This window comes from Enterococcus sp. S22(2020), assembly GCF_020295385.1.
GTDB classification, from domain to species: domain Bacteria; phylum Bacillota; class Bacilli; order Lactobacillales; family Enterococcaceae; genus Enterococcus_L; species Enterococcus_L dunnyi.
In genome coordinates this window covers 106633-129103 of sequence record NZ_JACFUD010000007.1, presented here as the reverse complement: position 1 = coordinate 129103, position 22471 = coordinate 106633, and the positions used below count along the sequence as shown (strand labels likewise).

Genomic DNA, 22471 nt, shown 5'->3' with positions numbered 1-22471 from the left:
TTTACCCACCATTCATTGTTCGATATGCGATTTCACCTGCAGCCATTGAAACAACATTATGAGTGTTGATATAAATTTGTGTAGTTCTAGGGTCGCTATGAGTTAAAGCTTCACAAATTTGTTCTATTGTAGCACCGGATTGTTTGGCAAGAGTTGCTCCTGTATGTCTTAGAATTCGTGGAGTGGCATGAACGAGGTTTTTATGCCGTCGTTCAATTGAGTTCATTTTGTAATTTAAGTAATCTATATGCACTGATTTATTAAATTCTCCTTTACGATTAACATACGTAAAAATTGGTTGTTTATCTGTTTGAACAATACCTAATTGTGCTAATTCAATTTTTTGCTGTTCTTTCCATTGAAACAACAATGACTTTAATTCCTCTGGAATAACAAAAGCTGTTTTTTTATTTCCTTTAGTGATTTTTTCATTTGCAAATTTATCTAATGTTCTGTTCAATAAGATTTGAGAGGTAGAAAAGTCTACATTTCCCCATTTTAAAGCGTAACTTTCAGATTTTCTGTCTGACAAGAAGAATGTAGTTTGGAAGAGTACATAATCTTGTAGTGATAATAATCCTTTCTGATAATCCGTATTAGCAGCTGTTAACCAATCCCTTAATTCGTTAAATGTTAAATATAGGTCTTCCTCTATTTTAGAATCTTCTAATTGAGTCTTTTTTATAGCTTTAATACGTTTTAATGATTTCTCTAATCTATTCCGATCAATATACTCAAGTTCTTCAGCCCAATCGAAAATTGAATTAACATAGCATATTAAGGCTTTAACATTTGCATATTCAGCAGCTTTTTTTGTCATTGGCTGTATAACTAACATTTTATTTTGGTTTAAATAGTTTAGAGTATACTTACCAAACATAGGTAGGATATGGAGTCGAAATAAATCCTTAGTACCAGAAATTGTTGCTTTTGTCGGGGGAGTTTTCTTTTTCGAAGTTAGGCCAGATATATAAGTATTTAGCCAAACTTCTTCGTAAAAATCTTTAAATAGTATTTCTCCACCAAGTTCAAAAATATTTTTTTCTTTAGTTTCATATAATTCTTTTAAATTTACATAGAAATCAATTTCAGCTAATTTTGCCTTTTCCCGAGTTTTAAATGTTTTTTCATAAAGCTTGGGTAAACCTAAACGGATTTGTAGTTCTTTCGGGTAATAAAGTCGTAGTCTATAAGTATCGCTCTTGGTTTTTGATATTGTCATAGTATTTTCCTCCTGTTTTTGCGAGCCGAATCAAATACTATGATTTGATTATAGTGCTCTTAAGCTATATTTTCCATATTCTTTTTGTGTTTATCTATCCATATCCAAACATCAATAGGGTCGTATAAGATTGAATTATTTATCACTAAATAGGGCAAACCTTCTCGAATCCAACCATCAATAGTATTGTTACTTTTTTTGAAATGTTCACATAATTGTTTTTTATTCATTGGAATGGGGCGTGTGATTGCCGTTGTAACTATTTCTGTTATCATTGGTTTCATCCGTTCAAGGAGATAGTCTCCCATCTCGTTTAATTGATCTATAGGTAGGCGTACTTCTAATGCTTGTGTTGGTTGCATAATCTATCTCTCCTTTAAATTATCATTTATATATTTTTTTATAGATATCGCTAATGCCTCTGCAACAGGAACGGTTACGGCGTTGCCAAATTGTTTGTATGCCTGAAAGTCTGATGTGACTTGTCTCCAAGAATCTGGGAACCCTTGTAGTTTCCGGCATTCATTAGGTGTTAACCGCCTCAAGGTACTCTTTTCTGAATCTGTTGCATTTTTTGTATCTGTAACGTAAGTATTTTGCGTTACTTTATTATTTGTACTGATTTTTGTTGTTAAAGTTTTTGCAACTGGTGGATTAATTAACCGAGTGCCATTTCCACTTGGTATGTCCAAAACATTTTGTGCTGTCTTTTTACTTAAGAAGTATTTTGTATCAACAATCTCGTCCAACAACTCTTGTAAAGTTGTTTTCAAAGGAAAACCGCTGGGAAACTTAAAAGGCTCATCTTTAAAATACTCTTTTCTAAAGCAAACAATAAATACACGTCGGCGATTTGCTGGAATACCAAAATTTTTAGTATCTAAAATCTGGTGGTATATATAGTATCCAAAATAATCTAGGCAGTCTTCCATATATCTGAATGTTTCTCCATTTTGATGCCGCAAAAGGTTTGCAACATTCTCTAATACCAGAACCTTCGTATGGTGCTTTCTTGTGATCTCTAACACGTCATAAAAAGCTTTGGCTCGTTCATCATCTAATCCTCTCATAAGCCCTAAAGTGCTGTATGGTTGACATGATGGTCCACCAATGAGGAGATCATGGGGGAGAAACTCTTCGATATGCTCTTTCACTAATCCGCAAATGATATTATCTGAGATATTAGCTTTGTAAGCCTGAATACAATATTCATCCATATCAATTGCCTGATTAATGTGGAAGCCAGCGGCTTGGAATCCTAAATCCAAGCCACCAATGCCACTATAAACGCTACAAACATCCATTTCTAAGTTCCTCCAATTTGTTTATTAGCCGCAATAGCTTCTTATATTCTGTCATTGTTAATCGTTTTTTCTGAAACTCTTTACTTTGTTCTATTAATACTTCCAACTTTTCTAGTAACTCCTGAAACTCCTGAAGCTCTTCAACAACTGGTTGCTTATTTTTATCTTTATTTAAAGTTGAAAGATAGTTAGTAGTTACTCTTTCAACTTCTTGTTTTACTTCATTTAAACGCCTAGTTACCTGAAGATAATCCTCTCGTTGATTTCTGCTACTTCTAAATTTAGATACAGTCTTTGTACTAATTTTCAGCTCTTTTGCTAAAGTCTTTAATGATACATTCTTTTTTTTGGCATATTTACGTTGCAATAATTTCAATAAGTACCCCATCAATGAATAAAGTGGTCTATCTTTTATAAAGGCTATTGCTTTTCTCGTCTCGTAAACATCTTCATCCACTAAATACCTGAATAATTTTTGCTCTTCTGCGGTTACTTGTAACTTTGTCACAGATTTTGCTCTATTGGGAAATGAGAGAGGTTGACTAGTATTTGAGCCATATTCTTTAATATAAGTAATTTCTGTATCCGAAAGAGGTTCTGAAAATATTTCGTTATTTACATAGTCTAAAGTCTTATCTGTTGCTCTTAACTGTTTTAATAGAAAGAGAGTGTTATTTCTATTTCCAATATCCAGTCCATGGGTAGCCCGTAATTTTGTAAGCTCTATGATTTCGTTCTTGAAATCTTGGCTATAACTATTTGTTTGGTATTGTATCTTTTTCTTTGCCTTTTTTTTCTGCTTGTTTTTGGAATAGCTGGATTTCGTCTTATATTTTTTAAATACTCCTAAACAATCTGCTACTTTTATTAGATCGAATGATCGCTCAGGATGAAAACTAACAAATTCACACATTGCATTTGCTTTAGTGTTCCAAGTGTATGGAAGTCTCATTAGTCGAGCAGATTCAATGACTTTTGGATCACCATCTAATATGTGCCTTAGTGCTTCCATTGTGTGTTCCCATAATTTGACATATTTTGATGCTTTGGGTTTAAAGCCTAAAACATAATATACATGAACACCAGCTCCGGAGCGTATTATGAATGTGGGAGCCTGTAGCTCCTCGGGTAAGCTCTTAATTCGTTCCAGTGCTTCGCGTACAGAGCAGTGATCAATATCTACAAATAAAGCTGTTAGATAAAGAGCATATTCTTTTTTTCGTCTGTAAACTCGATAAATGGATGGACTAAAAAATACATTATGATACTTTCCCTCAACCATATCCAATAGGTCTCTAGTGAATAGCTCTCCTTTCTGCAAAGAGCAGAAGTGAGATTTTGGTTTGGAACTCATCTTTGTAACCATTTTTCCAAAGTTTAGGACATCTCTTGTTTCAATTTTGGTTACTTCAATAGGTTCTGGCAAAAATTGTGTAATTGGTGTGTAACCATATGAAATATTTTTCCGGAATGTGCTTAAAAACTCATTAATTCTGTTATCGTTTATTTTGTTATCGTGCATACGATAACCTCCTTTATTTGTTTTGTAGCAAATTCACGCGCGCTTATGTCTACGAGAAATACTATATCATATCCAGAAAGCGATTTTCCGTCATTATATAGATGGTTGGAAATCAATGGTTTAAAAGCCTATTTAGCAGTGTTTTTAACTATGTATTTATTTTGTTCATCCATATGGAACTTATGTTTTTTCCTATGTTTCCAATTTCTCTATCCCCTGATATAATAAATAAAGATAATAATATGATAGGCAAGAAGTTCTTACTACATACCTGTATTTATGTAATCGATCTTAGTCATACCTAGCTACTGTTGTTATGATTTATCTGTACTTGTGTTTTTCTATATTTCAAATCTATCGTAATTATGAATCTGCTCTAACTAATTATTGGAGGTAACTATGCAAAAAAAGAACTATGCTAAAAATATTTTTAAAGCTAGGAAAGTTAAGCAACTCACACAAAAGCAGCTATCTGAAGAGTTAAGTTGCCCTGTGAGTACCATCTCGTCTTGGGAGAATTCTTTGTTTAAACCTGCGGAAGTTCATTTGCCTAAGTTAACTGGGCTGTTAGATTTAACGATAGAAGAGTTAGTAGATGAATCTCTTGTTGATGATAAAAAAGAAAAGCATGTGTCTATTTTACCAGCAAAGCTAGATATAGAAGAATCTTCGAGTCAGTTAGCTGCCCTGATTCAAGGTTTCTCTCTACTATCGGAACGTGATAGACATGAGATTTTAGAGATAATTAAAATAAAGATTGCTTCCCAGCATATTTAATTGACTTGGGAAGCAATCTTTTTAATTTTATAGATGGTCGGTCGAGAAAGACCTACAGTTTTGGCGATTGTAGTTATGGCAACTTGTTGTTTTAGTAACAGACATACAGTTTCATAGATAATCCTTTTTTGTGGATCATTAACATTGGGGCCATATTCTGGTAACCGCCCTTTATAAATACCTCTTTCTTTCGCTAAAGCAATTCCTTCTCGTTGTCTGTCTTTAATCTTTTCACGTTCATTTTGTGCGATGTAGCTTAATAATGATAGAAACATGTCAAACATTGCTTTATCAAGCAATCTATTACCTGTATTAAAATTCAGGAAGGGGGCATCTAGAATTTTTAATGCTACATTTTTAGAGTGCAATTCTGAGACTGTTGATTTAATATCATCATAATTTCTACCTAAACGGTCTAACGACGTAACGACAACTGCATCATCTTGTCTAACAAAGTTTAACATTTTTTGAAATTCTGCTCGGTTAGTGTTTTTACCACTTACTTTTTCTTCAAATAGCTTGTCCACTTTTTCGTCTGACATCTGTTTTAACTGTCGATCTAAATTTTGCTTGGTTGTTGAGACTCGAATATAGCCAACCTTCATAATTTTCACCTAAACCTTCACATCTTTATTTTACATGTATTGTTTACAACAAAAACATTATATCGCAAGCATTGTATAGTGTCAGCGCAGAGTATAGGTAAAATTTACAAAAAAACGACAGCCAATAAATGCTGTCGCTCACTAATAACGTTACTCTTATTAAGGTTAACTTCCTTTTTTTATGGTATCTAAAATCTCGTTAAAATCATTCGCCAATTTAGTATAATCTTTTTCTTTGTACATATAATAGCTTTCTAACCCACGATGGATAATTGAAAACATGGTGGGATGAAATTCTCTATCGGTTGAGTTAATAATAAATTGACTTAGTTGAGTTGCACTTTCAATGGAATAATCAAGTTTGTTTGTTAAGAGCTTAATTAGATTAGCTTGGATGTCTGTGGGTTTAGCTCCGCATTCTCTACCAAGACCATTTAGCATACCAAATAGATATGTGCTTAATATCTGTTTTTCTTGCTCATCATTCAAATTTATTTTAACCACTTTAAGTAGTTCGTCTGACATTACTTCACTCTGATTGAAAAAATCATTATTTTCTTCCAAAACATTCACTCCATTCAAATTACTTTTATAGTTCCTTTGGGATATTGTCCATTCCAACCACAGGGAATATAGCCACTTTGGTAAATATTTAATAATAAATCATAAAATTCAGATGTGTAAATATCATCATAACTTTTGTACAACGCAATATTTATTATATCAAATAAAATTTGGTTTATCATTTCTTTCAAAATTTTTTGTTCTTCAATTAAGGTAGTTAACTTTTTCTCAATAGTTGGAATGACTTGTTTCTTTATTTCTATTGCTAGTTCATTCCAAGTCTTTTTATATAGTTCTTTATTATTTTTTGAGAGAAATGCAGTAACATTACCAATCTCTTCTAAACAAAGATTTTCCCATTGTAGATTGTTTATGCTTTTTGCTGCATCTTTCAAATCTTTTGGGTATTCAAAAGGAATATTCAAGTCTTTAGTATGTGATAAAAAATCAATGGTACATAAGGAAAGGATAATTTCTTTTTTTAAATTCATTGGTATTCTCCATTAAGGTTTTGGTTTTGGCAGATTTATTCTACCAGGGATTCGAGGGATAAAATCATCAGAAAATAACCCTGCATTTGCTTGTTGGGCAGCGGCTTTTAATACAGCAGCATCTGCTTGTGCTTCGGATAACCCGGCATTTAGAAGAGATTGCTTTAATGCAGCATTATAATCAGATAACGAAGGTTTTAATCCAAGTAACTCGCCATTTTTTCTATAATTATTCCAAAAACCTTCTAAGCTTTCATGAGCGTTATAATGTGGACTTCCAATGTCTGTAAAAATATTCCCTTCTAATTTTACTGCTAATCCATCATTTTTAGGAATATAATCTCTAAATGCAGCATCTTGATTTAAGTGGTGGGCTTGACCAGGTGTGTCTTTATTAGTTCTTAAGTTCTTATATGAATCGACCAAAATATCATCAGAGACGGTACTTGCCCTAGCAATATCATCTGCAATATCTACACCTTGCATCATTGCATAACCTTTTTGTAAATTTGTTAGCATCTTGATTCCTTCTGCAGTAGATACGGCTCCTAGCAATCCTAATAAGCCAGAAAGGGAGCGCTGATTATTTGTTAGCTTTTCTCCGGTAATAGGGTCAACACCATTAAAATATCTATAGAAATCATTAATTCCTGTCGTTTCTAAGATAAAATTACCCAACTCACCTAACTGAGCTTCTCTCATCATATCAGTCATTTTAGTTGTCAATTCTTCATTTCTTTCGCCATTTCTATAAATTTCGTAAACAACTTCATAACCCAGCAGTGTTCCATTTTCTCTATACATTGCTTTATAAGTTTTCACCATTTCTAGGCGTTCTGTTGGTTGTGTTTCATTATATTTACCAATATTTTTATACCATTCTTTATCTTTTAGGGAAATAGTAGAAAAGTTTCCTGTGCCTGCTTCAAAAGAAACCGACCGATTTAATTCTGGCAAACCTGTTTTTAATTGAGTGAGTGCATCTTGAACAGTAGAGAAATCATTAGCATGTGCTGCTTCAAAAGATACATATTTTTCAAGTATTTCAATATCTTTGTTTAAATCTTCAATAGAGTTATCTAATGCGGTAGTTCCAAGACTGGAGAAAGAAGTACCAAACATGGTTGTTTGTGGTCCATATTTTACCATATTTGCGCCTCGTTGAATTTCAGCTAAGATAGAGGCCTTTTCACTTTTTATACTATTTAAACGATTGTTTAAGTCAATAAGTTCTTCCGAATCCAATCTGTTTTTAGGGCTACCAACCTCTGCTTGAAAACTAGAAAGATAGAGGTCTAATGTTTCACCAACCTCTGCCAACGTGTTGAATACTCCTGTTACGATGGGCGGAAGTTGAGTTAAATAGTTTTTAGCAGAATCCCATGAATCTCCCGTAAGCTCAGATTCACCGGAAAACTCATTTATAGTAGTGTTGAATGGATTAAAGTGATCTAAAATAGCTAATCTAGCTCGTTGAACAGTTTGTTGTACACTGGTTAATTCAGAATAGTCAATCTTCGTCACTAGTTGTATCCTCCTGATTTTCTATGTTCATTCGTTGATATTCTGTATCGCTTAAAGTATCTCTTAATGAACGTTTTTGTTGTTGAAATGCTTCTTCAATATCTGAGAATGTTTGTCTTCTTTGGCGTTCAATTAGTTGCTGCTCATCATAAGATCGAAGGGCAGAGGCTTCGGCTACTGTTCCTTGACTCAGAAAAGCAACTTCTTCTAATAAACGTTGTTCTTGTTGTTGGATTTGTTTATAAATTTCCAGATTTTCGGACATTTTCCTTTCTTCTCTATCCAAATCTTCAAGGTATTCCGCTAATTGACGTTCTTTTTTTTGTAATTCTTCTAGAGAGAGAGTTTCTTCCGTCATTAGTTTGCTCCCCCAGCGATTTCAGCATCTTTTGCTATCCAATAATTAGATAACTTAGTAATATTATCTCCTTCTTTAGTAGCAACCTGAGAAAATAGAGTGACTACTTCGGTAGAAAGTGCCAAAGCCTGTGTTAGCCCAGATACTGCTCCGCTTTCTGAAAAACTAATAGTTACTGCAGGATCAAATGAGACGGTACCATGTGTTTTTAGCTGTGATGCATAGTGTTCCGCACGTTCTGGATTATTTTTGATAACAGCCATATATTTTAATCTCCTTATTATTCAATTTGTTTAATATATTATAACTTCTGTTACCATTGTTGTAAAACTCACTTAGTTAATAAAGCCAATTGGTTTTTGCCAAATTTGGATATTATGATTGATCCACTCTATTTCTTTTTTCGATAAACCACGTGTTTTCCCGGTGTCGCTATCTAACCCTAACAATAAGATTTTTCCAGCTAATTGGTAGTCATTACCATTAATATTTAAACCAATGATATAATTTCCTTTTTTTAATGCTCCAAAATCATCAATCCAAGCATCGATTGAGTCAGTTAATGATTGAACATCCGCAGAATCTACATTTAAGCTTTTTTGGATTACCGCCAGATCGTTATCATCATTCCACGTAATTTTATGAGACATAACTATCTCATCTTTAACATATATTTTTAGTGCATATGACATTATCGACTATTCCTTTCTATTACTCTCTAATCTTAATTTTATCATAGTATATATATTTGTATTCAAAAAATAAGGTAATTGAATTCTTAATATAAAATAACGAATATGGATTCCCTGAACAAAAAATTGGGTGACATAACTTTGTGAGAATACTCTATACATATTAGTTGAAAAGAAGTAAGAGTTTATCATCATGATAAACTTTTTAAATAAATAGCTGTTTTACAGAAAAAGACACTATTTAAGCTGCTTTTTTGTTCATTTTTGAAGAAATTGCTGAGAGTTTATCATGATGATAAACTAATTTTTTTGTGACAGGCTCAATTTCTACTCATTCAAACTCATGTTTTATGTCTAATATGTTCAGGTGATTCTCACAACTTAATTTTATAAATGCTAAAATGTCCAAAGAATTCTCACAATTTTAGCAAAATGCAATGATTTCACACTTGATATGTTTAATCAATTCTCACTAAAAAAAATCAATCAGCTATAATGTTTAACTGATTCTCACTAAAAAATAGCATGATAGCAACGAAAAAGAGAACTAACTATTTTATTCACGAAAATAGTCAATTCTCTTATAACTAAATAAATAACAATTTATACAATCATTTCTTCCACATTAAAAAGACATATTAGAAATCTTTTAAGGACATCCAAATGAACCATATCATCCACCTTTTTATCAAAAATGCATATTTCTGACAGGTAAATTTCTAGTGTATAGTGGTATGGTTCTGTATTAATGAAGATTTTAACAGGTCTTTCCCCAACTAGTAGTTTGGTATCTTTTAGATTTAGCCATTCAATGTCAGAAAATAGTTGTGAATAATCTATTGCCATCACCTCTTTAAAAACCATTTTATCGCATAATTATAGGGAACACAGCTAGAATAAAGGATTTTTAAATACAGAAAATATTAATCATCTTTAAAAGTTACTGAACAAAAATAGACATCTAAGCAGATGTCTATTCCCACGTATTCCTCTTGTTAAATATGCGGTCACTCCGTTTTTGTTTTTCCATTTCTCGTTGCTGTTGAGTAGCTTGTTTTATTTTTTTTCGAACTTGCATTTCATCTTTCTGTAATTGTTCTCGTTCTTTTGCTTTGAGACTAAAAAAGTTATGGTAAATGGATCTTTTTGCCATGTAAATAAAGAATACTGCTAGCAGTATCACTATAAAAAATGCGAAAAGCATGGCTAAAAACCCTAAAATAGTTTTGTAGAATAAAAAGAACAAAATGAATAGAACCGGAGTAGTCAGTAAAAACAATTTTTTTTTAGTCATTAAATCTTTCATATGTTTATTCCTTTAGATTAAAGTGCTGTTGAAGTATTTGTTTTGCATAAGGCCAATTGGCATCTGATAATGTGAATCCTTGGCCTATTAAGGAAATATCATTTAAGAAGAGTGAGTATGTTGTTTCTTTTCCAAAGAGTGGAGAAGAGACACGAAGTTCAACAGGAGAATTATTAGCAACTTCTTTTGCAGCCATTAGTTCGTTCCACTCGTTTTTTGTAAAACAATCCTTATAGTCAACCATGTTATTACCTCCTCGTGTATGTTTCTTCATTTAATCATAGTATTACTCACTGGTTTGCCCAAACTGCATAAAATCCATATCCATTATTCAAAATCACATAATCCCAATCTGAGCCATGTAAATCGTTTGCTAGCTTGTAAGCATCCATCGCATCCATTAGAGCCATGTCATCAGTATATGTTCCTACAAGTCCATTTTCTACACCCGGAATTTGTGCGCCTACATATGGACCTTCTGGTACTTCTGGGTCTGTTGGCTCTGTAGGTTCTACTGGATTAGTGGGATCCGTTGGCTCAACTGGGGTTGTTGGTTCTGTAGGGTCTACAGGTTTGACTGGAGTTGTTGGATTAGTCGGCTCCACTGGTTCTACCGGATTAATTGGTACTTCTGGTGTAATAACTGGTGGTGTTGTAACTATAGGGTTAACCGACTCACCTACATTCTGATCTGGATTCACCTTTTGTTTGTCAGTTACTATAGTTTCACTTACAACATTTCCATTTGCTTCTTTTACAATAACCGTATTCCCATCAAAATAAATTGTGCGACCTACTGGTAATAAATATTGTTCTCCTAAAGTTAAATTAATTCCGTTGATAGCTGCTAAAGCTTGAACAGTCAGATTAGTCCGTTGAGATATTGCCCACAAAGTATCTCCCAAAACCATTGTGTAGCTAGTTTGTCCATCCTGAATTTTTAACATCTCTGGTGTGTTAGCTGTCCAACTAGCCGCATAAGATTCGTTTGAAGCTAAAAGTATGCCAAAAAGTACTGAGCTACTAACTACTGAGGTAACTAAAATCTTTTTCATCTAAAAAACTCCTTTTTCTTAATTTATTTATTGCTCATCAAATATTATACAACAAATTCTCATTATTTCAAACAAAATTAAAAAATGTAGTTTTTGATGAATGGAGTAGAACTTATCTATCATTTAGACTTTAAATAGAAATTGGGATGGAGGATTAATAATGAACGAAGAAGATGTAAAAAAGTTTGCAAAAAATGAAGCTGACAGAATTATTAATCACATTGTCTATCTTCGTAAGAAAAAAGGAATCACACAAGAAAATCTAGCTGAACGATCTGCTATAAGCAGGAGTACCGTTGGGCAGATTGAAAAGGGAGCTGTTAAAATATCTTTAGTTACCTTTACAGCTATTTTAAAAGGATTAGATGTTTCTTATTCAGAATTTTTTGATGAGTTTGAACAAGAAAAGAGAGTAGTTGAAGAAACTTCTCCTGAATTGGTGGATTTGATTAAAGAAGTCGACATACATCCTAATAGGATGGAGTTTATAGCTATAATTCAGTCTTTGTTAAAAATAAAATAATTTTGATGGAATTAATTCAAGAGTTTGTGTTTATTGTTTTGATAACTAAATGTTAAAAAATTGACTAATAAAAATATACATGAAATATATTTTAATTGACATTTAGTTTGTAAGGATGTAGTGTTAAAATGATGATGTTTTATTCAATTAAGGAAGGTGTACTATGAATTACATTGACCTTTTTGCCGGTTGCGGAGGGTTATCTTTAGGGTTACATAATGCTGGTCTACATGGGTTATTTGCTGTCGAAAAAAACGAAGATGCATTTGCAACCCTTAAATATAATTTAATAGACAATAGAAATCATTTTTCATGGCCTGACTGGCTAGAGTTAAAAAATTGGGATATTAATAAGTTAATACAGCAACATAAAAAAGAGCTAATGAATCTCAAGGGGACTGTCGATTTAATTGTTGGTGGTCCGCCATGTCAAGGCTTTTCTATGGCAGGTAAGAGAGATAGTGAGGATCTTAGGAATAGTTTAGTTAATTCCTATATAGAGTTTGTTAGAATAGTTCAACCTAAAGCACTATTTTTCGAAAATGTTCATGGTTTTACAGTAGCGTTTAAAGAGAAAAATAACAAAGGTGTTCCTTTCTCGGTTAAATTAATAAATGAGCTTAAAAAACTTGGTTATAGTGTTGATTCTACAGTAATTAATATGTCAGATTACGGTGTTCCACAGAAGAGAAAGCGATTTATTTTATTTGCATCTAAAAAAGGAAATCCTCAAGAATTTTTTCTCAGTTTACAACAAGAAAAAACACTTTTTTTGCATGAGAGGAGTATAAAAATACCAGTTACAATAAATCAGGCAATTGGTGATCTTGAAAGAAAAAATGGTGAGTTAGATAGTATGGATACTAAGGGGTTTAAGAATGGAAAGTATTCTAGAAAAATAAGTAACTATCAAAAACTTATGAGAAAAGACTTAAAAAGAGGAAGCATACCAGATAGTCATAGATTTGCAAAACATAGAGAAGAAACAGAGAAGTTGTTTAATGATCTGATGACAGTTAGTGATAAAAGCTTTAGGATTACTCCGTCAAGCGGATTAGTCCAAGGCTTAAAAAAAAGAGGAGTTACTCCTTTAAAGAGAAAATGCATTTGTTCGACTATTACCTCGATACCAGATGATTTTATTCATTATAGTGAACCTAGAATAATGACAGTTAGAGAACATGCTAGGATACAAAGTTTTCCTGATAATTTTTATTTCAAAGGAAGATATACTACAGGTGGTGCTAGAAGAAAAAAAGATGTGCCAAGGTATACGCAGGTAGCTAATGCAGTACCACCATTATTTGCCGAACAAGTAGGAAAATCAATTTTGAAGTTTCTATAATAGTGTTTTATGGAGGTATTTGCATGGAAGAAATGTTGCATTTTAAAGTAAGCACGGGGCTGAAAGACATAATTGGGCGAGATTTAATAACCAATGAGCTTGTTGCTATTTTTGAGTTAGTAAAGAATAGTTATGATGCAAAATCAAAAAATGTAGAGATTATTATTAATTCATTTGAAAACTTTATTGAGATTAGAGATGACGGTAAAGGGATGGATTATGACGATATTACAGATAAATGGTTATTTGTAGCATATTCTGAAAAAAAGGATCAAATTGAAGAAACATATGCTGGCTCTAAAGGGATAGGGCGCTTTTCATGTGATCGTTTAGGAGCTTCGATGGTTCTACGTAGTAAAAAAGAAGGACAAGATAGTCAGCTTTCTATTAATTGGGGAGACTTTGAAAAGAATTCGTTGCAAAAATTTGAAGAATTGAATGTTAGATACTTGTCTAATGAGTCCGTTGATACGAATGTAGATATAATTAATTTGACAGGTACTACATTAAGAATTGAAGAACTGAGGGATGAATGGACATCTGATAGGGTTGAAAAAGTGATTTCATCTCTGCAGAGATTAATTAATCCTTTTGTTGATGATGAAAAAATAAAAATTAATGTGAAGTACATTTCTTCTAATTCTGGAATTGCTGAAATTGATAGGTATGTTAGTAATAATGTCGCAAATGTTTTAGATACTAAAACAATCTATATGGAATGCACTATCAAGAGTGGAATTATTAAATTGGCTTTAATTGATAAAACAAAGGTGATATATTCCATAACGATGAAAAACTATAGTATTTTAAACGATGTTTTTTTTAAAATATATTATTTGAATTCTATTGCAAAAAATAATTTTAAAAGACTTATGGGGCAACGAGCTATACAATACGGATCAATATTTTTATATAAAAATAACTTTAGAATATTTCCTTATGGTGAACCTGATTTTGACTCTTTTGGTTTAAACTTGAGGAAGGGGCAAGGTTATAATCGTTTTTTGGCACATCGTGAGCTCTTGGGGTGGATCAATATAATCGATAAGCAGAATCATTTTAAAGAGGTCAGTTCTAGGGATAGAGGGTTTGTAAGTAATGAGTATACTGTATCTTTAGAAAAAGTATATATGGAGTTAATACAGCGCCCACTTGAATCTTATATGCAGCTAGTAAAATTTGGCGAAAGTGAAATTGATGATATACGGGATGATGAAGCTAATGCTATAAACAAATTATTGAAAAGGTTTAAGAAATTTGAAATTCTTGAACAAGAGAAATATGCAATACCGAAAAATGCTCAACCTTTAGGGAAGCGATTTGAATTACTCAACTATGATGATGTAAAGCCCGAAGAGAAAAAAGAAATTCAAAAAAATCTAAAAGAGGTTATTTCTGAAACAAAGAAAGAGATAACACAAGTAAAGAAAGACAAGAAGAAAATAGAGCAAAAGGCTCAAAAATTACAAGAACGAGTAGAAGTAACTGAAAGAATATTGGAAAAAGAAAACCCAGAGAGACAAAAGATGTTGTTTCATGAATTAGGAAAAGTTGCTAATGAATTGAATGGTGCTACAGATTACATGTTTAGTCTAATGAATGATGATGAAAAAGAAAAGTTTGGAGAAGCTTTATTTAGTATTAGAAAATCTTCGGATAAATTATCGTCAATAAAAAAACAGATTCTACGTATCAATTTTGAAACATTTAGCAAATGGGAAAATATTGAAATTAAGTCTTATCTAAAAAGTTATCTAGACTACGCTATAAACAGTAGCGTAAGTTTAAATCTAGATTTTGGACATGAAAAAGTAACTAAAAAAATTAATATATATGATTTTGGAGTGCTAATTGATAATCTTATTCTAAATGCCTTAGAGAGAAATCCAACAACAATTAGTATCTATTTTGAAGAAGATAATTCTGGGTTTAACTTTGTGACCGACACAGGACCAATTGACATTAATCCTGTAGAAAATGTATTTAAATTAGGTGTTTCTTCAAAAAAAGGTGGTTCAGGTATAGGTATGTATATGTGTCATGAAATTTGCAAAGATTTTGGTTGGGAAATTTCTGCGACTAATCTAGACGATAATTTAGTGAAGTTTACAATAAGTTTTGGAGATGGAGTATGAGAAAGAATGTAAAAGTACTATGGTTGGATGATGAACTGTCAGGATTCTCTCATAAAAGTAGGAAATCAACAGTTATTGATTTACTTGAAGAAAAAGGGTATGTAGCAGATATTATTGAGCTTGAAGATTTTAACTCTGCATATAAAGAATTATCATCTACAAAGAGATATGATTTTTTTATTTCTGATTACAATTTAAATGATTCAGAAACTGGATTGACTTATTTAGAAAAAATTCGTGAAAAAAATGGTTATAAGCAGTTTGTGATTTTGTATTCAAACAATGAATATTCAGTTATAAAAGATGATGTAATAGGTGTTTTAAAAGATAAAATGATAGATGTTTTTTCGAATTTCACTTTTTTTTCTATAGGTAATGGGAATGAAAGAGAGAACTTCAAAAAAGCTATTGATGTGATTCTATGTAGGTGGGACGAACTAAATGCAATAAGAGGCAGATATATGTGTGAGAATGCCGAGATAGAATATAAACTGCGAACTAAGCTAAATTGTGTTGACGATGAAAATATAACATACAAACAACTTATAGGGAGATATAAAAGAGAAAAAATTCATGCTAATAACAGGAATAAATATAATGACTTCTTTGAAAATTGGTATAGGTTAGTTGATAAAAGAAATTTACTAGCACATGTAGATGAATTGTATAACGCGGAAAAAGGATACTATATAAAATCAATGAATAACAACGATCCTAACAAAGAAGTAGTTATTTTTGAAAGTGAACTTGATAAGGAAAGAAAGTCCCTGATTCAGCAGAAAGATGAGATTGTAGAATTCTTAAACAAAAAATATTATTAAAATTTTTATTAAACCCTATACGGAGGTTAATTTTTAGCAGACTAATGAATAGTTTATTATAATATTTCGGCTCGCAATTGTTTTTTATTTCCAAAATTCACACCATTGAACTAAAACAAATGTAAAAAAATTGAATTCTTTCTCACTACAGTGTTGTTGAACACCATGTTTTATAAGGATTTTTATATTTATTATAATTCAGTGCTAAAAAACCAGGTCTTAAGAAAGCCCGTAAAGCTTCACAATTCTCAAAACGTTAATTGTTGGAGTCGTTGCGAATTTATTCGCTTACGAATACAATTGCAACATTTCAAGACACTTTCCATTTATTTGGAAGGTGTCTTTTCTTGTGTTTTGGGACGTTAGTTGGGACCTATTTGTTAAGAAGAACCTTTCCAGAACTTTATCAGAAGATTTAAATAGAGTATTAATATGTAAATATATTTTTAACGAGATAATAAGGTTAATATCTTTGTCGACATGATATACCTACTTATTTATATACTAAAAAAAGCTCTTCAACATCGTTTTTATCACATACATAGTTACTTCTATTTCTTAGATTGTTTAATGAATTAACAATTAAAGTCTAGATTCAATAATTCATGAAATTTTATACTTTTTTTATCGTGTTTAATCAGTAGGAGGTGAAAATTTGAAATTAGAGTTTAAAGAACTTGTTGAAATTAAAGTGTTTAGTAAAAAAGAATTCATAATTTCTAAACCTTTTTCTTCATAATCGTTAAGAACTTCATTAATCCCCTTATCAGTATATGTATAAAAACGTGAATAACTTAAGCTTTCGATAAGTAACATACTGTCTTGAATTTTTGTAAGTCTATTTTTAGTAATTCTTTTAAATTTATTCTCTCTATTTTCTAGATTCATATTTAATTCTCATATACTATAATATGTTATAAGAAATCATACACTATTTTATTTAGAAATATAATCTAAAGAATATTATCCATATAGGATAATATTGGTGATTAAATGTAAATATACGTTGCTTAACTATTGAAACAAATTGATATTAAACAAACTAAGGAATAATTTCTATTTACTTATGTTAATGGTAAAGGAGCAATGAATGTACCAGTACATATAGATTATTTGAATTATCGGTTTGAATTCAATTCGTAGAAGAAACCCTGATTTAGTAAAATTGAATTCTCACAAATTATACCGTACCTATTCTACGTTAGCTAGAGAAGGTAGGACCTCTATGAGTGGAATTTCAGGGGTTTAACCTACTCTGATACTAGTACTGAAACTTATGTAAGTAACCCTAATGTAATTAAATTGTCTATGTATGAGAAATTTGAAACTAGGTTGAACGAGGAATGGGCTAAATAATTTTTATAAAGAATTGGTTTAAGTGTAATTAATTGATATAATATATAATGAGAATTTCTTTGGGAGGATATGTTTAAATGAATGGTTTTTGGAGTGGTGTGGCATCTTTTTTTAGTAATGAATGGACAATTACTATTAATTGGAGGCTTATTGTTAACCGGGTTGATAAAAATTGGGGAAAAAATTTATAGCATTTCCAAAGCGGATAAAGATGCAAGGAACGCAAATAAAGAAGTTGTAGACTTTTTGGAAAAAGTTATTACAAGTAAGACAGAGTTGACTTTGGATTTTTTAGATAGTATTATGAGTTCTATTTCTAGAAAAAATGAAGTTACATTAAAGAGAATGAACAGTAAAGTTGAAATCATTGAAGATGTTATGTTGAAATTATATCAAATAGACTACTTGTCGTTAACTGAAAAAAATGAAATGATTGAAAAACTTATAAAAATGAAAAAAGAACTAAGTAAGCCTTTTGTGTATGAATTTAGTGTGTTGGATAAAAATTTTGGGGTAGATAGTAAAGGGAAAAGAGCCAAAAAAAATAGGGAGTTAATTCAAAACATATTACCATTATATATAGCTGTTGTTGGATTGATGATGACAGTACTAAAATATTTTGAAGAAGGAAGCTATAGTAAGGGATCTGGGTATTCAGAGTCTATGGTATTAGCAATGTTTTTACTGATAACATTAGTAGCGTTGATGTTATTAATGTATACGTATTTAAATAAGATAAAAAGACGCAGAATCGAGCAAAAAAATGAAACTAAAGAGTATTATAAAAAAATCCGAAATCAAATTAAAAATATTAAGTAGAAGCGGGACGTTTATTTGGGACGATATATAATAAAAAAGCCCGTAAAGCTTCACAATTCTCAAAAATATCTTTATATAGCAACATTTCAGACGTTTCGTAACTTCAGTTTGCGAAACGTCTTTTTTAGTTGTTCAATGAGCTTGAGAAAAGGAAAATGATAGCGACTATATCAGAAGATATTAGTCACCATCGTTTTTCTCTGTTATTTCAATAACTAAACCTACGCCCTAACTTTACTTTTAGCTTTCAACACCTCAACCTGCTTTTCCAAGGCAGCTATACGAACCAAAAAATCTTCATAAAATGCAGCAAAAACATAAGAATTAGCATGAAACTCTCTAATAATTCTTTTCTTATTTAAGGGAACCCCTTTATTTTCAAAAAAATCATTTAGCAAAGACAGTGTTTCTTTCCATGAGTTAATCTGATCGATCGTATCATTCAAATGATGCATATCCTGATACGATATTTCTTTAATCGGTTGGTCATTTTTTGTAGTAATGACTTCTTTTGTCATGTTAGCAGTCATATTTTCTCCTCCTTTTATTCTGAAAAACCAAAACCATGTCTATATAAACAACAATATATTTATATTCTACTATATCATGTCTATATAGACAACGTTTTTTGATGAATTGGAGGTAATTAAATGCTTGAGGAAAAGCCTGAACAAAAGGTTGAAGTGTTGATAAATGATTTATTAGCAGAGAGAAATATGTCTCTACGAGAACTTGCACGTTTATCGGGAATAGAACCATCAAATTTAAGTAATCTTGCAAATGGTAAGAGAAAAAGAGTTTATTTAGAGCACATAGAACGAATTGCCGATGCTTTGGATATTGAGGATATATCAAAAATTATTAGACTAACCAAAAATGCTACTAAAAAATAATTTCTCGTCTTGATTTTATTCCAGACACTTTCCAAAATCGGAAAGTGTCTTTTTCATTTTTACCAATTTCAACACAATGTTTTTAAAAATATTCATAAGGAATTTTATTATTACACAAGTGTTATTGTTATGAATCTCCATGTTTGGTAAACTTTTGTATAGAACTAAACTTTATGTAAAGGAGTAAAGACATGTTTTTAACTAGCGAATATTTAGAAAAGAAGCAAAAGTATACTACCTTAAAAACTGAGCTATCCACTGCGTTGACCGAACATTCTTCTTACTTAGAACAATTGGAAACAGCGATCACATCTGCTGAAGGTAAGTTTAGTGGTGTTTCTACCAGCAATGGAATTCCTAATCAAGATACACTAGATAAAGCAAGTGAATTGGTGGAGAAACTGCAGTCATTAAGTAAAAAAATAAAAAGCCGCAACGATAGTATTTCAGATGGAGTTACGACAGCGGGAAACAAAGCGCAGCATTATGGCGATCTTTATACTGCAGAGAAGCAGCGTGAGGAGGATTATTACAAAGAAGTTGCTAGACAAGCATTAGAAAAAATCAATCGACAGCAAGAAGCTCTTAAGAACCATGAAATCATTCCAAGATAACTAGAGAGAAAGGAGAGAATAGTATGGGAAATGTTGATATAAAATCAGGTGGACTTTCAGAAGTTATCAGCAGCGCAGCAGAAGCAGAAAGTGCGATGAGTGCTTCTTTAAATGTGGCTAAAAAACTTGTATCCAGCAGCAATGGATATGATCAGACTTGGACAGGAGAATCCAAAAACAGTTACCTGATGTATTTAGGCATTGTTAGTCAATATCATGAAGACTTGGCGAAGTGTGTCAAAAGTTATAAAAAAGCAGTCACGGAATTACAAAAAGATATTGATTCGTTTGATTCGTCTGAAATGGGCGAGATACGAGGGATTTAGGAGGAGCGTATGGCGATTTTTTCTGAAGAGGAATTGTTGGTATTGACGGATATGGTAGGACAGGTGGAATTATTCGGTGTGCCGCAATTAACAGCACATCGAATGAATCAGATAATGGCTATTCCAAAAGGGATCGAAAGGTTAGAAGAAAAAGGGTTGCTGGCAGCGGGAAAGCTTACCAAAAAAGGCTTTTTAGTCGCTTCTTTGATCGAACGATATGTTCAATCGGAAATGTATATCTGTTTAGATAAAACCTATTACGTAGCGACTGGCGAGCAGGCGATCGTGTTAAAAAGGGAAGAAGCAGGCTATCAGTTGACGATCGAAGAACCGGAAACATTTTTGGGACAAGTCCTTGTGGAGTACAGTATTTTGCGTAGAGAAGGTACAGAAGAGGAAAAAGAATTTCGCTCAAGACGGGCGCGTTTGACTTTAGAAGAGTTGCAGAAACAAGGAATAGAGGCAGCACTTGTACTTGGAAGTGTTCATAAACGAGAGCGAGAATTGATGAAAAGTGAGTATGCTCTATTGCTGTCGCAAGGTGTTTTATATCGATTAGACAGTGAAGGATTAAAACGAATCAGTCAATTTTGGGTCAATAAATGGCTCGTTGATCAGCTGCAGATTTCGTATGAGGTGCCAGAAGACAAAAGGAAAGAGCGGGTGAGTTGGTTTGACAGATAAAATCACGGTCGATCCTGGTGAATTATCAGGGATCACAGGTCAGCTTCAAACAGTGATCGATGAACTAGAGTCATCCTATAATGCATTACAAAATATCATAGGAAGTGAGTATTATGTGGAAGGCTTAGCACAAGGTCAGGTCGGGCTTTTTAGCATCGTGACTGTACGTATGGAGGAATTGATTTCTCATTATTCACGATTGCAGGAGTATGTGACTTATGCAGGAGAAACCTTTGTGGAGTTAGATCGATCCGTCAGTAGTGATATAAAATCAAAAGGAAAATAGACATGAGCTATTAAGTATAGGAAAAGAGGGTAGGTATGAAAGATGTAAAGTTTAAAACTGGAGAATGGAGTTCAATAGTCAATGGCGTAAGTGAGCTAAAGGACGTTGATATCATCACTTTGGTTCAAGAGCTTGGAACGATCACGAATGACGCTAAGGATGCCTGTGATCGATATGACGTAGATAATGCGATCGATATTGAATCCATGGACAATGTGTTGATGGATGATCTAGATGAGCGGATCGCCAAATTGGCACAAAAAACTTTTAAGATACAAGACACACTTCCAGCGGACATCGATCAGCCATTTTATGATTCAATGGACTCACTGATAGAAAAGCTAAGCAACATGAACATCATGGGCTATGAAACGATGGCAAGAGGATCCTTTTCTAATGGAGTAAATAGTGCGGGTGTAGCAATGCCCAAAATGAAAGTAACGTTAGAAGATCTTTTAGGAAGCAGTTCTCCACTTACTGATTATCTTCGTGTAGAATATGATAAAATGAAACAAGAAATCGGTGATGTCAGCTTCGAAGATTATCAGAAAATGGCATTTGCAGATACGTCGTTTGACTATTATTCAAGAAATGAAAAAGTGAAGGATCTGGCTGTTACTGTAGTGATCAATGGTGCAGTGCTTGTCATTGGAGGCATGCTGCCGTGGCAGTTGATGGTGGCTTTGGGTTTGACCTCTGGGGCGAAAAATGTCAGTGATGCTTGGCGTGGAAAAGATTTGTTTACCGGGAAAGAATTGTCTACAGGCGATCGAATCTTACGGGGCTTGTCTGGGATAGCAGATTTAGCATTGGCAGGGTATGGAACGTATAAAGGACTTAAACCTTTGAAAGGGACGAACAAGGTTGTTGTTTCGGAGAAAAGCAGTACTACTAATAAACTATTAAAGCCTGATTTATTAGACGAACTTTCAAAAAGTGGTGTAAAGTACAATCCGGATGATGTGGTTATGGTAACAAAGAATATTGAAAAAGATTTATTGTGGTTAGAATATGGAAATAGTAAAGCTGGATTAAACCATGTTGAAATTCGTCATGCAGCTGATTTTTCTAAACGAGGTATTAAGAATATTCCAGAGTTTATCTATGATATGCTAAAAAATAAACCTGTGAGCATTGTAGAATCTTCAAGGGGGATGAATGCTACTTACTTAGTGAATGGGAAAAAATATCTAATTGCCTATGGAAAGAATGGATTTATTGTTTCTGTATATCCAATTTAATTTTATTT

29 protein-coding genes are annotated in these 22471 nt (G+C 32.4%); 12 read left to right on the top strand and 17 right to left on the bottom strand.

The genetic code is table 11. The features are described 5' to 3' along the window. Position 1: 1 nt before the first annotated feature. From H3T55_RS14675 to H3T55_RS14660, 4 genes are read right to left on the bottom strand one after another with little or no spacing between them, the layout of a single operon-like run. Entirely contained in the window at positions 2-1222 is a 1221-nt protein-coding gene (locus H3T55_RS14675; RefSeq protein WP_225535161.1) for a tyrosine-type recombinase/integrase, read from the bottom strand. 59 nt (positions 1223-1281) lie between these two features. Further along, positions 1282-1584, bottom strand: coding sequence for a hypothetical protein (locus H3T55_RS14670; RefSeq protein WP_225535163.1), 303 nt, complete (start codon positions 1582-1584; stop codon positions 1282-1284). A 3-nt stretch (positions 1585-1587) separates the two neighbouring features. Continuing rightward, the gene (locus H3T55_RS14665) at positions 1588-2526 is read right to left on the bottom strand and encodes a DNA cytosine methyltransferase (RefSeq protein WP_225535164.1); all 939 of its coding nucleotides are present in this window, start codon (positions 2524-2526) and stop codon (positions 1588-1590) included. After that, positions 2513-4048 (bottom strand): hypothetical protein, encoded by a 1536-nt coding sequence (locus H3T55_RS14660; RefSeq protein WP_225535166.1) that lies wholly within the window; start codon positions 4046-4048, stop codon positions 2513-2515. The genes H3T55_RS14665 and H3T55_RS14660 overlap by 14 nt, the downstream gene beginning before the upstream one ends. Positions 4049-4447: 399 nt before the next feature. Here H3T55_RS14660 and H3T55_RS14655 point away from each other — a divergent pair, with 399 nt between their 5' ends. Next, positions 4448-4825: a helix-turn-helix domain-containing protein gene (locus H3T55_RS14655; protein WP_225535167.1), complete on the top strand. Its 378-nt coding sequence runs from the start codon at positions 4448-4450 to the stop codon at positions 4823-4825. On the opposite strand, the gene H3T55_RS14650 is transcribed toward H3T55_RS14655, so the two are convergent. The 11 genes from H3T55_RS14650 to H3T55_RS14600 all read right to left on the bottom strand — a co-directional run bounded on the left by H3T55_RS14650 (position 4822) and on the right by H3T55_RS14600 (position 11258). Then, positions 4822-5433, bottom strand: a complete 612-nt coding sequence (locus H3T55_RS14650; RefSeq protein WP_225535353.1) for a recombinase family protein — start codon at positions 5431-5433, stop codon at positions 4822-4824. The two genes, H3T55_RS14655 and H3T55_RS14650, sit on opposite strands and share 4 nt — an antisense overlap. A gap of 162 nt (positions 5434-5595) precedes the next feature. Then, a complete protein-coding gene (gene imm48 / locus H3T55_RS14645) occupies positions 5596-5994 on the bottom strand; it encodes an Imm48 family immunity protein (protein ID WP_225535170.1) in 399 nt (132 codons plus the stop codon). 14 nt (positions 5995-6008) lie between these two features. Then, positions 6009-6485 (bottom strand): hypothetical protein, encoded by a 477-nt coding sequence (locus H3T55_RS14640; RefSeq protein WP_225535172.1) that lies wholly within the window; start codon positions 6483-6485, stop codon positions 6009-6011. Between the two features lie 12 nt (positions 6486-6497). Continuing rightward, positions 6498-8009, bottom strand: coding sequence for a T7SS effector LXG polymorphic toxin (locus H3T55_RS16745; protein WP_225535173.1), 1512 nt, complete (start codon positions 8007-8009; stop codon positions 6498-6500). Further along, positions 7996-8367, bottom strand: a complete 372-nt coding sequence (locus tag H3T55_RS14630; RefSeq protein ID WP_225535175.1) for a hypothetical protein — start codon at positions 8365-8367, stop codon at positions 7996-7998. The genes H3T55_RS16745 and H3T55_RS14630 overlap by 14 nt, the downstream gene beginning before the upstream one ends. Further along, entirely contained in the window at positions 8367-8630 is a 264-nt protein-coding gene (locus H3T55_RS14625) for a DUF3130 family protein (RefSeq protein ID WP_202059929.1), read from the bottom strand. Before H3T55_RS14625 ends, H3T55_RS14630 begins: the two co-directional genes overlap by 1 nt. A gap of 72 nt (positions 8631-8702) precedes the next feature. Then, entirely contained in the window at positions 8703-9059 is a 357-nt protein-coding gene (locus tag H3T55_RS14620; protein ID WP_225535177.1) for a DUF3846 domain-containing protein, read from the bottom strand. Between the two features lie 603 nt (positions 9060-9662). After that, positions 9663-9923, bottom strand: a complete 261-nt coding sequence (locus H3T55_RS14615; RefSeq protein WP_225550219.1) for a hypothetical protein — start codon at positions 9921-9923, stop codon at positions 9663-9665. A gap of 109 nt (positions 9924-10032) precedes the next feature. Then, the gene (locus tag H3T55_RS14610) at positions 10033-10365 is read right to left on the bottom strand and encodes a hypothetical protein (RefSeq protein WP_225535178.1); all 333 of its coding nucleotides are present in this window, start codon (positions 10363-10365) and stop codon (positions 10033-10035) included. A 4-nt stretch (positions 10366-10369) separates the two neighbouring features. Beyond that, the gene (locus tag H3T55_RS14605; protein ID WP_225535179.1) at positions 10370-10609 is read right to left on the bottom strand and encodes a hypothetical protein; all 240 of its coding nucleotides are present in this window, start codon (positions 10607-10609) and stop codon (positions 10370-10372) included. Positions 10610-10655: 46 nt separating this feature from the next. After that, complete coding sequence (locus H3T55_RS14600) at positions 10656-11258, bottom strand: hypothetical protein (RefSeq protein WP_412523584.1); 603 nt, start codon at positions 11256-11258, stop codon at positions 10656-10658. 322 nt (positions 11259-11580) lie between these two features. Between H3T55_RS14600 and H3T55_RS14595 the strand changes: the two genes are divergently transcribed. From H3T55_RS14595 to H3T55_RS14580, 4 genes are all read left to right on the top strand, one after another. Beyond that, positions 11581-11943: a helix-turn-helix domain-containing protein gene (locus H3T55_RS14595; RefSeq protein WP_225535180.1), complete on the top strand. Its 363-nt coding sequence runs from the start codon at positions 11581-11583 to the stop codon at positions 11941-11943. Between the two features lie 163 nt (positions 11944-12106). Next, positions 12107-13288: a DNA cytosine methyltransferase gene (locus tag H3T55_RS14590; RefSeq protein WP_225535182.1), complete on the top strand. Its 1182-nt coding sequence runs from the start codon at positions 12107-12109 to the stop codon at positions 13286-13288. 23 nt (positions 13289-13311) lie between these two features. After that, the gene (locus H3T55_RS14585; protein WP_225535184.1) at positions 13312-15423 is read left to right on the top strand and encodes a sensor histidine kinase; all 2112 of its coding nucleotides are present in this window, start codon (positions 13312-13314) and stop codon (positions 15421-15423) included. Continuing rightward, on the top strand, positions 15420-16244 hold the full coding sequence (locus H3T55_RS14580) for a hypothetical protein (RefSeq protein WP_225535185.1): 825 nt from the start codon (positions 15420-15422) through the stop codon (positions 16242-16244). The genes H3T55_RS14585 and H3T55_RS14580 overlap by 4 nt, the downstream gene beginning before the upstream one ends. A gap of 633 nt (positions 16245-16877) precedes the next feature. On the opposite strand, the gene H3T55_RS14575 is transcribed toward H3T55_RS14580, so the two are convergent. Next, positions 16878-17132, bottom strand: coding sequence for a hypothetical protein (locus H3T55_RS14575; protein WP_225535186.1), 255 nt, complete (start codon positions 17130-17132; stop codon positions 16878-16880). A gap of 585 nt (positions 17133-17717) precedes the next feature. Between H3T55_RS14575 and H3T55_RS14570 the strand changes: the two genes are divergently transcribed. Beyond that, positions 17718-18419, top strand: coding sequence for a hypothetical protein (locus H3T55_RS14570; RefSeq protein ID WP_225550215.1), 702 nt, complete (start codon positions 17718-17720; stop codon positions 18417-18419). A gap of 221 nt (positions 18420-18640) precedes the next feature. On the opposite strand, the gene H3T55_RS14565 is transcribed toward H3T55_RS14570, so the two are convergent. Then, positions 18641-18949 carry a hypothetical protein gene (locus H3T55_RS14565; RefSeq protein ID WP_225535189.1) on the bottom strand — a complete coding sequence of 103 codons (309 nt, stop codon included), beginning with the start codon at positions 18947-18949 and terminating at the stop codon, positions 18641-18643. Between the two features lie 120 nt (positions 18950-19069). Here H3T55_RS14565 and H3T55_RS14560 point away from each other — a divergent pair, with 120 nt between their 5' ends. The 6 genes from H3T55_RS14560 (at position 19070) to H3T55_RS14535 (ending at position 22463) form a co-directional block, all read left to right on the top strand. Then, positions 19070-19312, top strand: a complete 243-nt coding sequence (locus tag H3T55_RS14560; protein ID WP_225535190.1) for a helix-turn-helix domain-containing protein — start codon at positions 19070-19072, stop codon at positions 19310-19312. A gap of 191 nt (positions 19313-19503) precedes the next feature. After that, positions 19504-19926: a hypothetical protein gene (locus H3T55_RS14555; RefSeq protein ID WP_225535191.1), complete on the top strand. Its 423-nt coding sequence runs from the start codon at positions 19504-19506 to the stop codon at positions 19924-19926. A 23-nt stretch (positions 19927-19949) separates the two neighbouring features. Then, complete coding sequence (locus H3T55_RS14550) at positions 19950-20252, top strand: hypothetical protein (RefSeq protein WP_087640484.1); 303 nt, start codon at positions 19950-19952, stop codon at positions 20250-20252. Between the two features lie 9 nt (positions 20253-20261). Continuing rightward, a complete protein-coding gene (locus H3T55_RS14545) occupies positions 20262-20936 on the top strand; it encodes a DUF5081 family protein (protein ID WP_225535193.1) in 675 nt (224 codons plus the stop codon). Then, on the top strand, positions 20926-21222 hold the full coding sequence (locus H3T55_RS14540) for a hypothetical protein (protein WP_225535194.1): 297 nt from the start codon (positions 20926-20928) through the stop codon (positions 21220-21222). Before H3T55_RS14545 ends, H3T55_RS14540 begins: the two co-directional genes overlap by 11 nt. 35 nt (positions 21223-21257) lie before the next feature. Then, positions 21258-22463 carry a pre-toxin TG domain-containing protein gene (locus H3T55_RS14535; RefSeq protein WP_225535195.1) on the top strand — a complete coding sequence of 402 codons (1206 nt, stop codon included), beginning with the start codon at positions 21258-21260 and terminating at the stop codon, positions 22461-22463. Positions 22464-22471: the final 8 nt, after the last annotated feature.

Bases quoted from the DNA above. Each gene is read 5' to 3' on its own strand.
- H3T55_RS14675 (WP_225535161.1), bottom strand. From the start codon at position 1,222: ATGACAATATCAAAAACCAAGAGCGATACTTATAGACTACGACTTTAT.
- H3T55_RS14670 (WP_225535163.1), bottom strand. From the start codon at position 1,584: ATGCAACCAACACAAGCATTAGAAGTACGCCTACCTATAGATCAATTA.
- H3T55_RS14665 (WP_225535164.1), bottom strand. From the start codon at position 2,526: ATGGATGTTTGTAGCGTTTATAGTGGCATTGGTGGCTTGGATTTAGGA.
- H3T55_RS14660 (WP_225535166.1), bottom strand. From the start codon at position 4,048: ATGCACGATAACAAAATAAACGATAACAGAATTAATGAGTTTTTAAGC.
- H3T55_RS14655 (WP_225535167.1), top strand. From the start codon at position 4,448: ATGCAAAAAAAGAACTATGCTAAAAATATTTTTAAAGCTAGGAAAGTT.
- H3T55_RS14640 (WP_225535172.1), bottom strand. From the start codon at position 6,485: ATGAATTTAAAAAAAGAAATTATCCTTTCCTTATGTACCATTGATTTT.
- H3T55_RS14630 (WP_225535175.1), bottom strand. From the start codon at position 8,367: ATGACGGAAGAAACTCTCTCTCTAGAAGAATTACAAAAAAAAGAACGT.
- H3T55_RS14625 (WP_202059929.1), bottom strand. From the start codon at position 8,630: ATGGCTGTTATCAAAAATAATCCAGAACGTGCGGAACACTATGCATCA.
- H3T55_RS14620 (WP_225535177.1), bottom strand. From the start codon at position 9,059: ATGTCATATGCACTAAAAATATATGTTAAAGATGAGATAGTTATGTCT.
- H3T55_RS14615 (WP_225550219.1), bottom strand. From the start codon at position 9,923: ATGGTTTTTAAAGAGGTGATGGCAATAGATTATTCACAACTATTTTCT.
- H3T55_RS14610 (WP_225535178.1), bottom strand. From the start codon at position 10,365: ATGAAAGATTTAATGACTAAAAAAAAATTGTTTTTACTGACTACTCCG.
- H3T55_RS14605 (WP_225535179.1), bottom strand. From the start codon at position 10,609: ATGGTTGACTATAAGGATTGTTTTACAAAAAACGAGTGGAACGAACTA.
- H3T55_RS14595 (WP_225535180.1), top strand. From the start codon at position 11,581: ATGAACGAAGAAGATGTAAAAAAGTTTGCAAAAAATGAAGCTGACAGA.
- H3T55_RS14590 (WP_225535182.1), top strand. From the start codon at position 12,107: ATGAATTACATTGACCTTTTTGCCGGTTGCGGAGGGTTATCTTTAGGG.
- H3T55_RS14585 (WP_225535184.1), top strand. From the start codon at position 13,312: ATGGAAGAAATGTTGCATTTTAAAGTAAGCACGGGGCTGAAAGACATA.
- H3T55_RS14580 (WP_225535185.1), top strand. From the start codon at position 15,420: ATGAGAAAGAATGTAAAAGTACTATGGTTGGATGATGAACTGTCAGGA.
- H3T55_RS14575 (WP_225535186.1), bottom strand. From the start codon at position 17,132: ATGAATCTAGAAAATAGAGAGAATAAATTTAAAAGAATTACTAAAAAT.
- H3T55_RS14570 (WP_225550215.1), top strand. From the start codon at position 17,718: ATGAATGGACAATTACTATTAATTGGAGGCTTATTGTTAACCGGGTTG.
- H3T55_RS14565 (WP_225535189.1), bottom strand. From the start codon at position 18,949: ATGACTGCTAACATGACAAAAGAAGTCATTACTACAAAAAATGACCAA.
- H3T55_RS14560 (WP_225535190.1), top strand. From the start codon at position 19,070: ATGCTTGAGGAAAAGCCTGAACAAAAGGTTGAAGTGTTGATAAATGAT.
- H3T55_RS14555 (WP_225535191.1), top strand. From the start codon at position 19,504: ATGTTTTTAACTAGCGAATATTTAGAAAAGAAGCAAAAGTATACTACC.
- H3T55_RS14550 (WP_087640484.1), top strand. From the start codon at position 19,950: ATGGGAAATGTTGATATAAAATCAGGTGGACTTTCAGAAGTTATCAGC.
- H3T55_RS14545 (WP_225535193.1), top strand. From the start codon at position 20,262: ATGGCGATTTTTTCTGAAGAGGAATTGTTGGTATTGACGGATATGGTA.
- H3T55_RS14535 (WP_225535195.1), top strand. From the start codon at position 21,258: ATGAAAGATGTAAAGTTTAAAACTGGAGAATGGAGTTCAATAGTCAAT.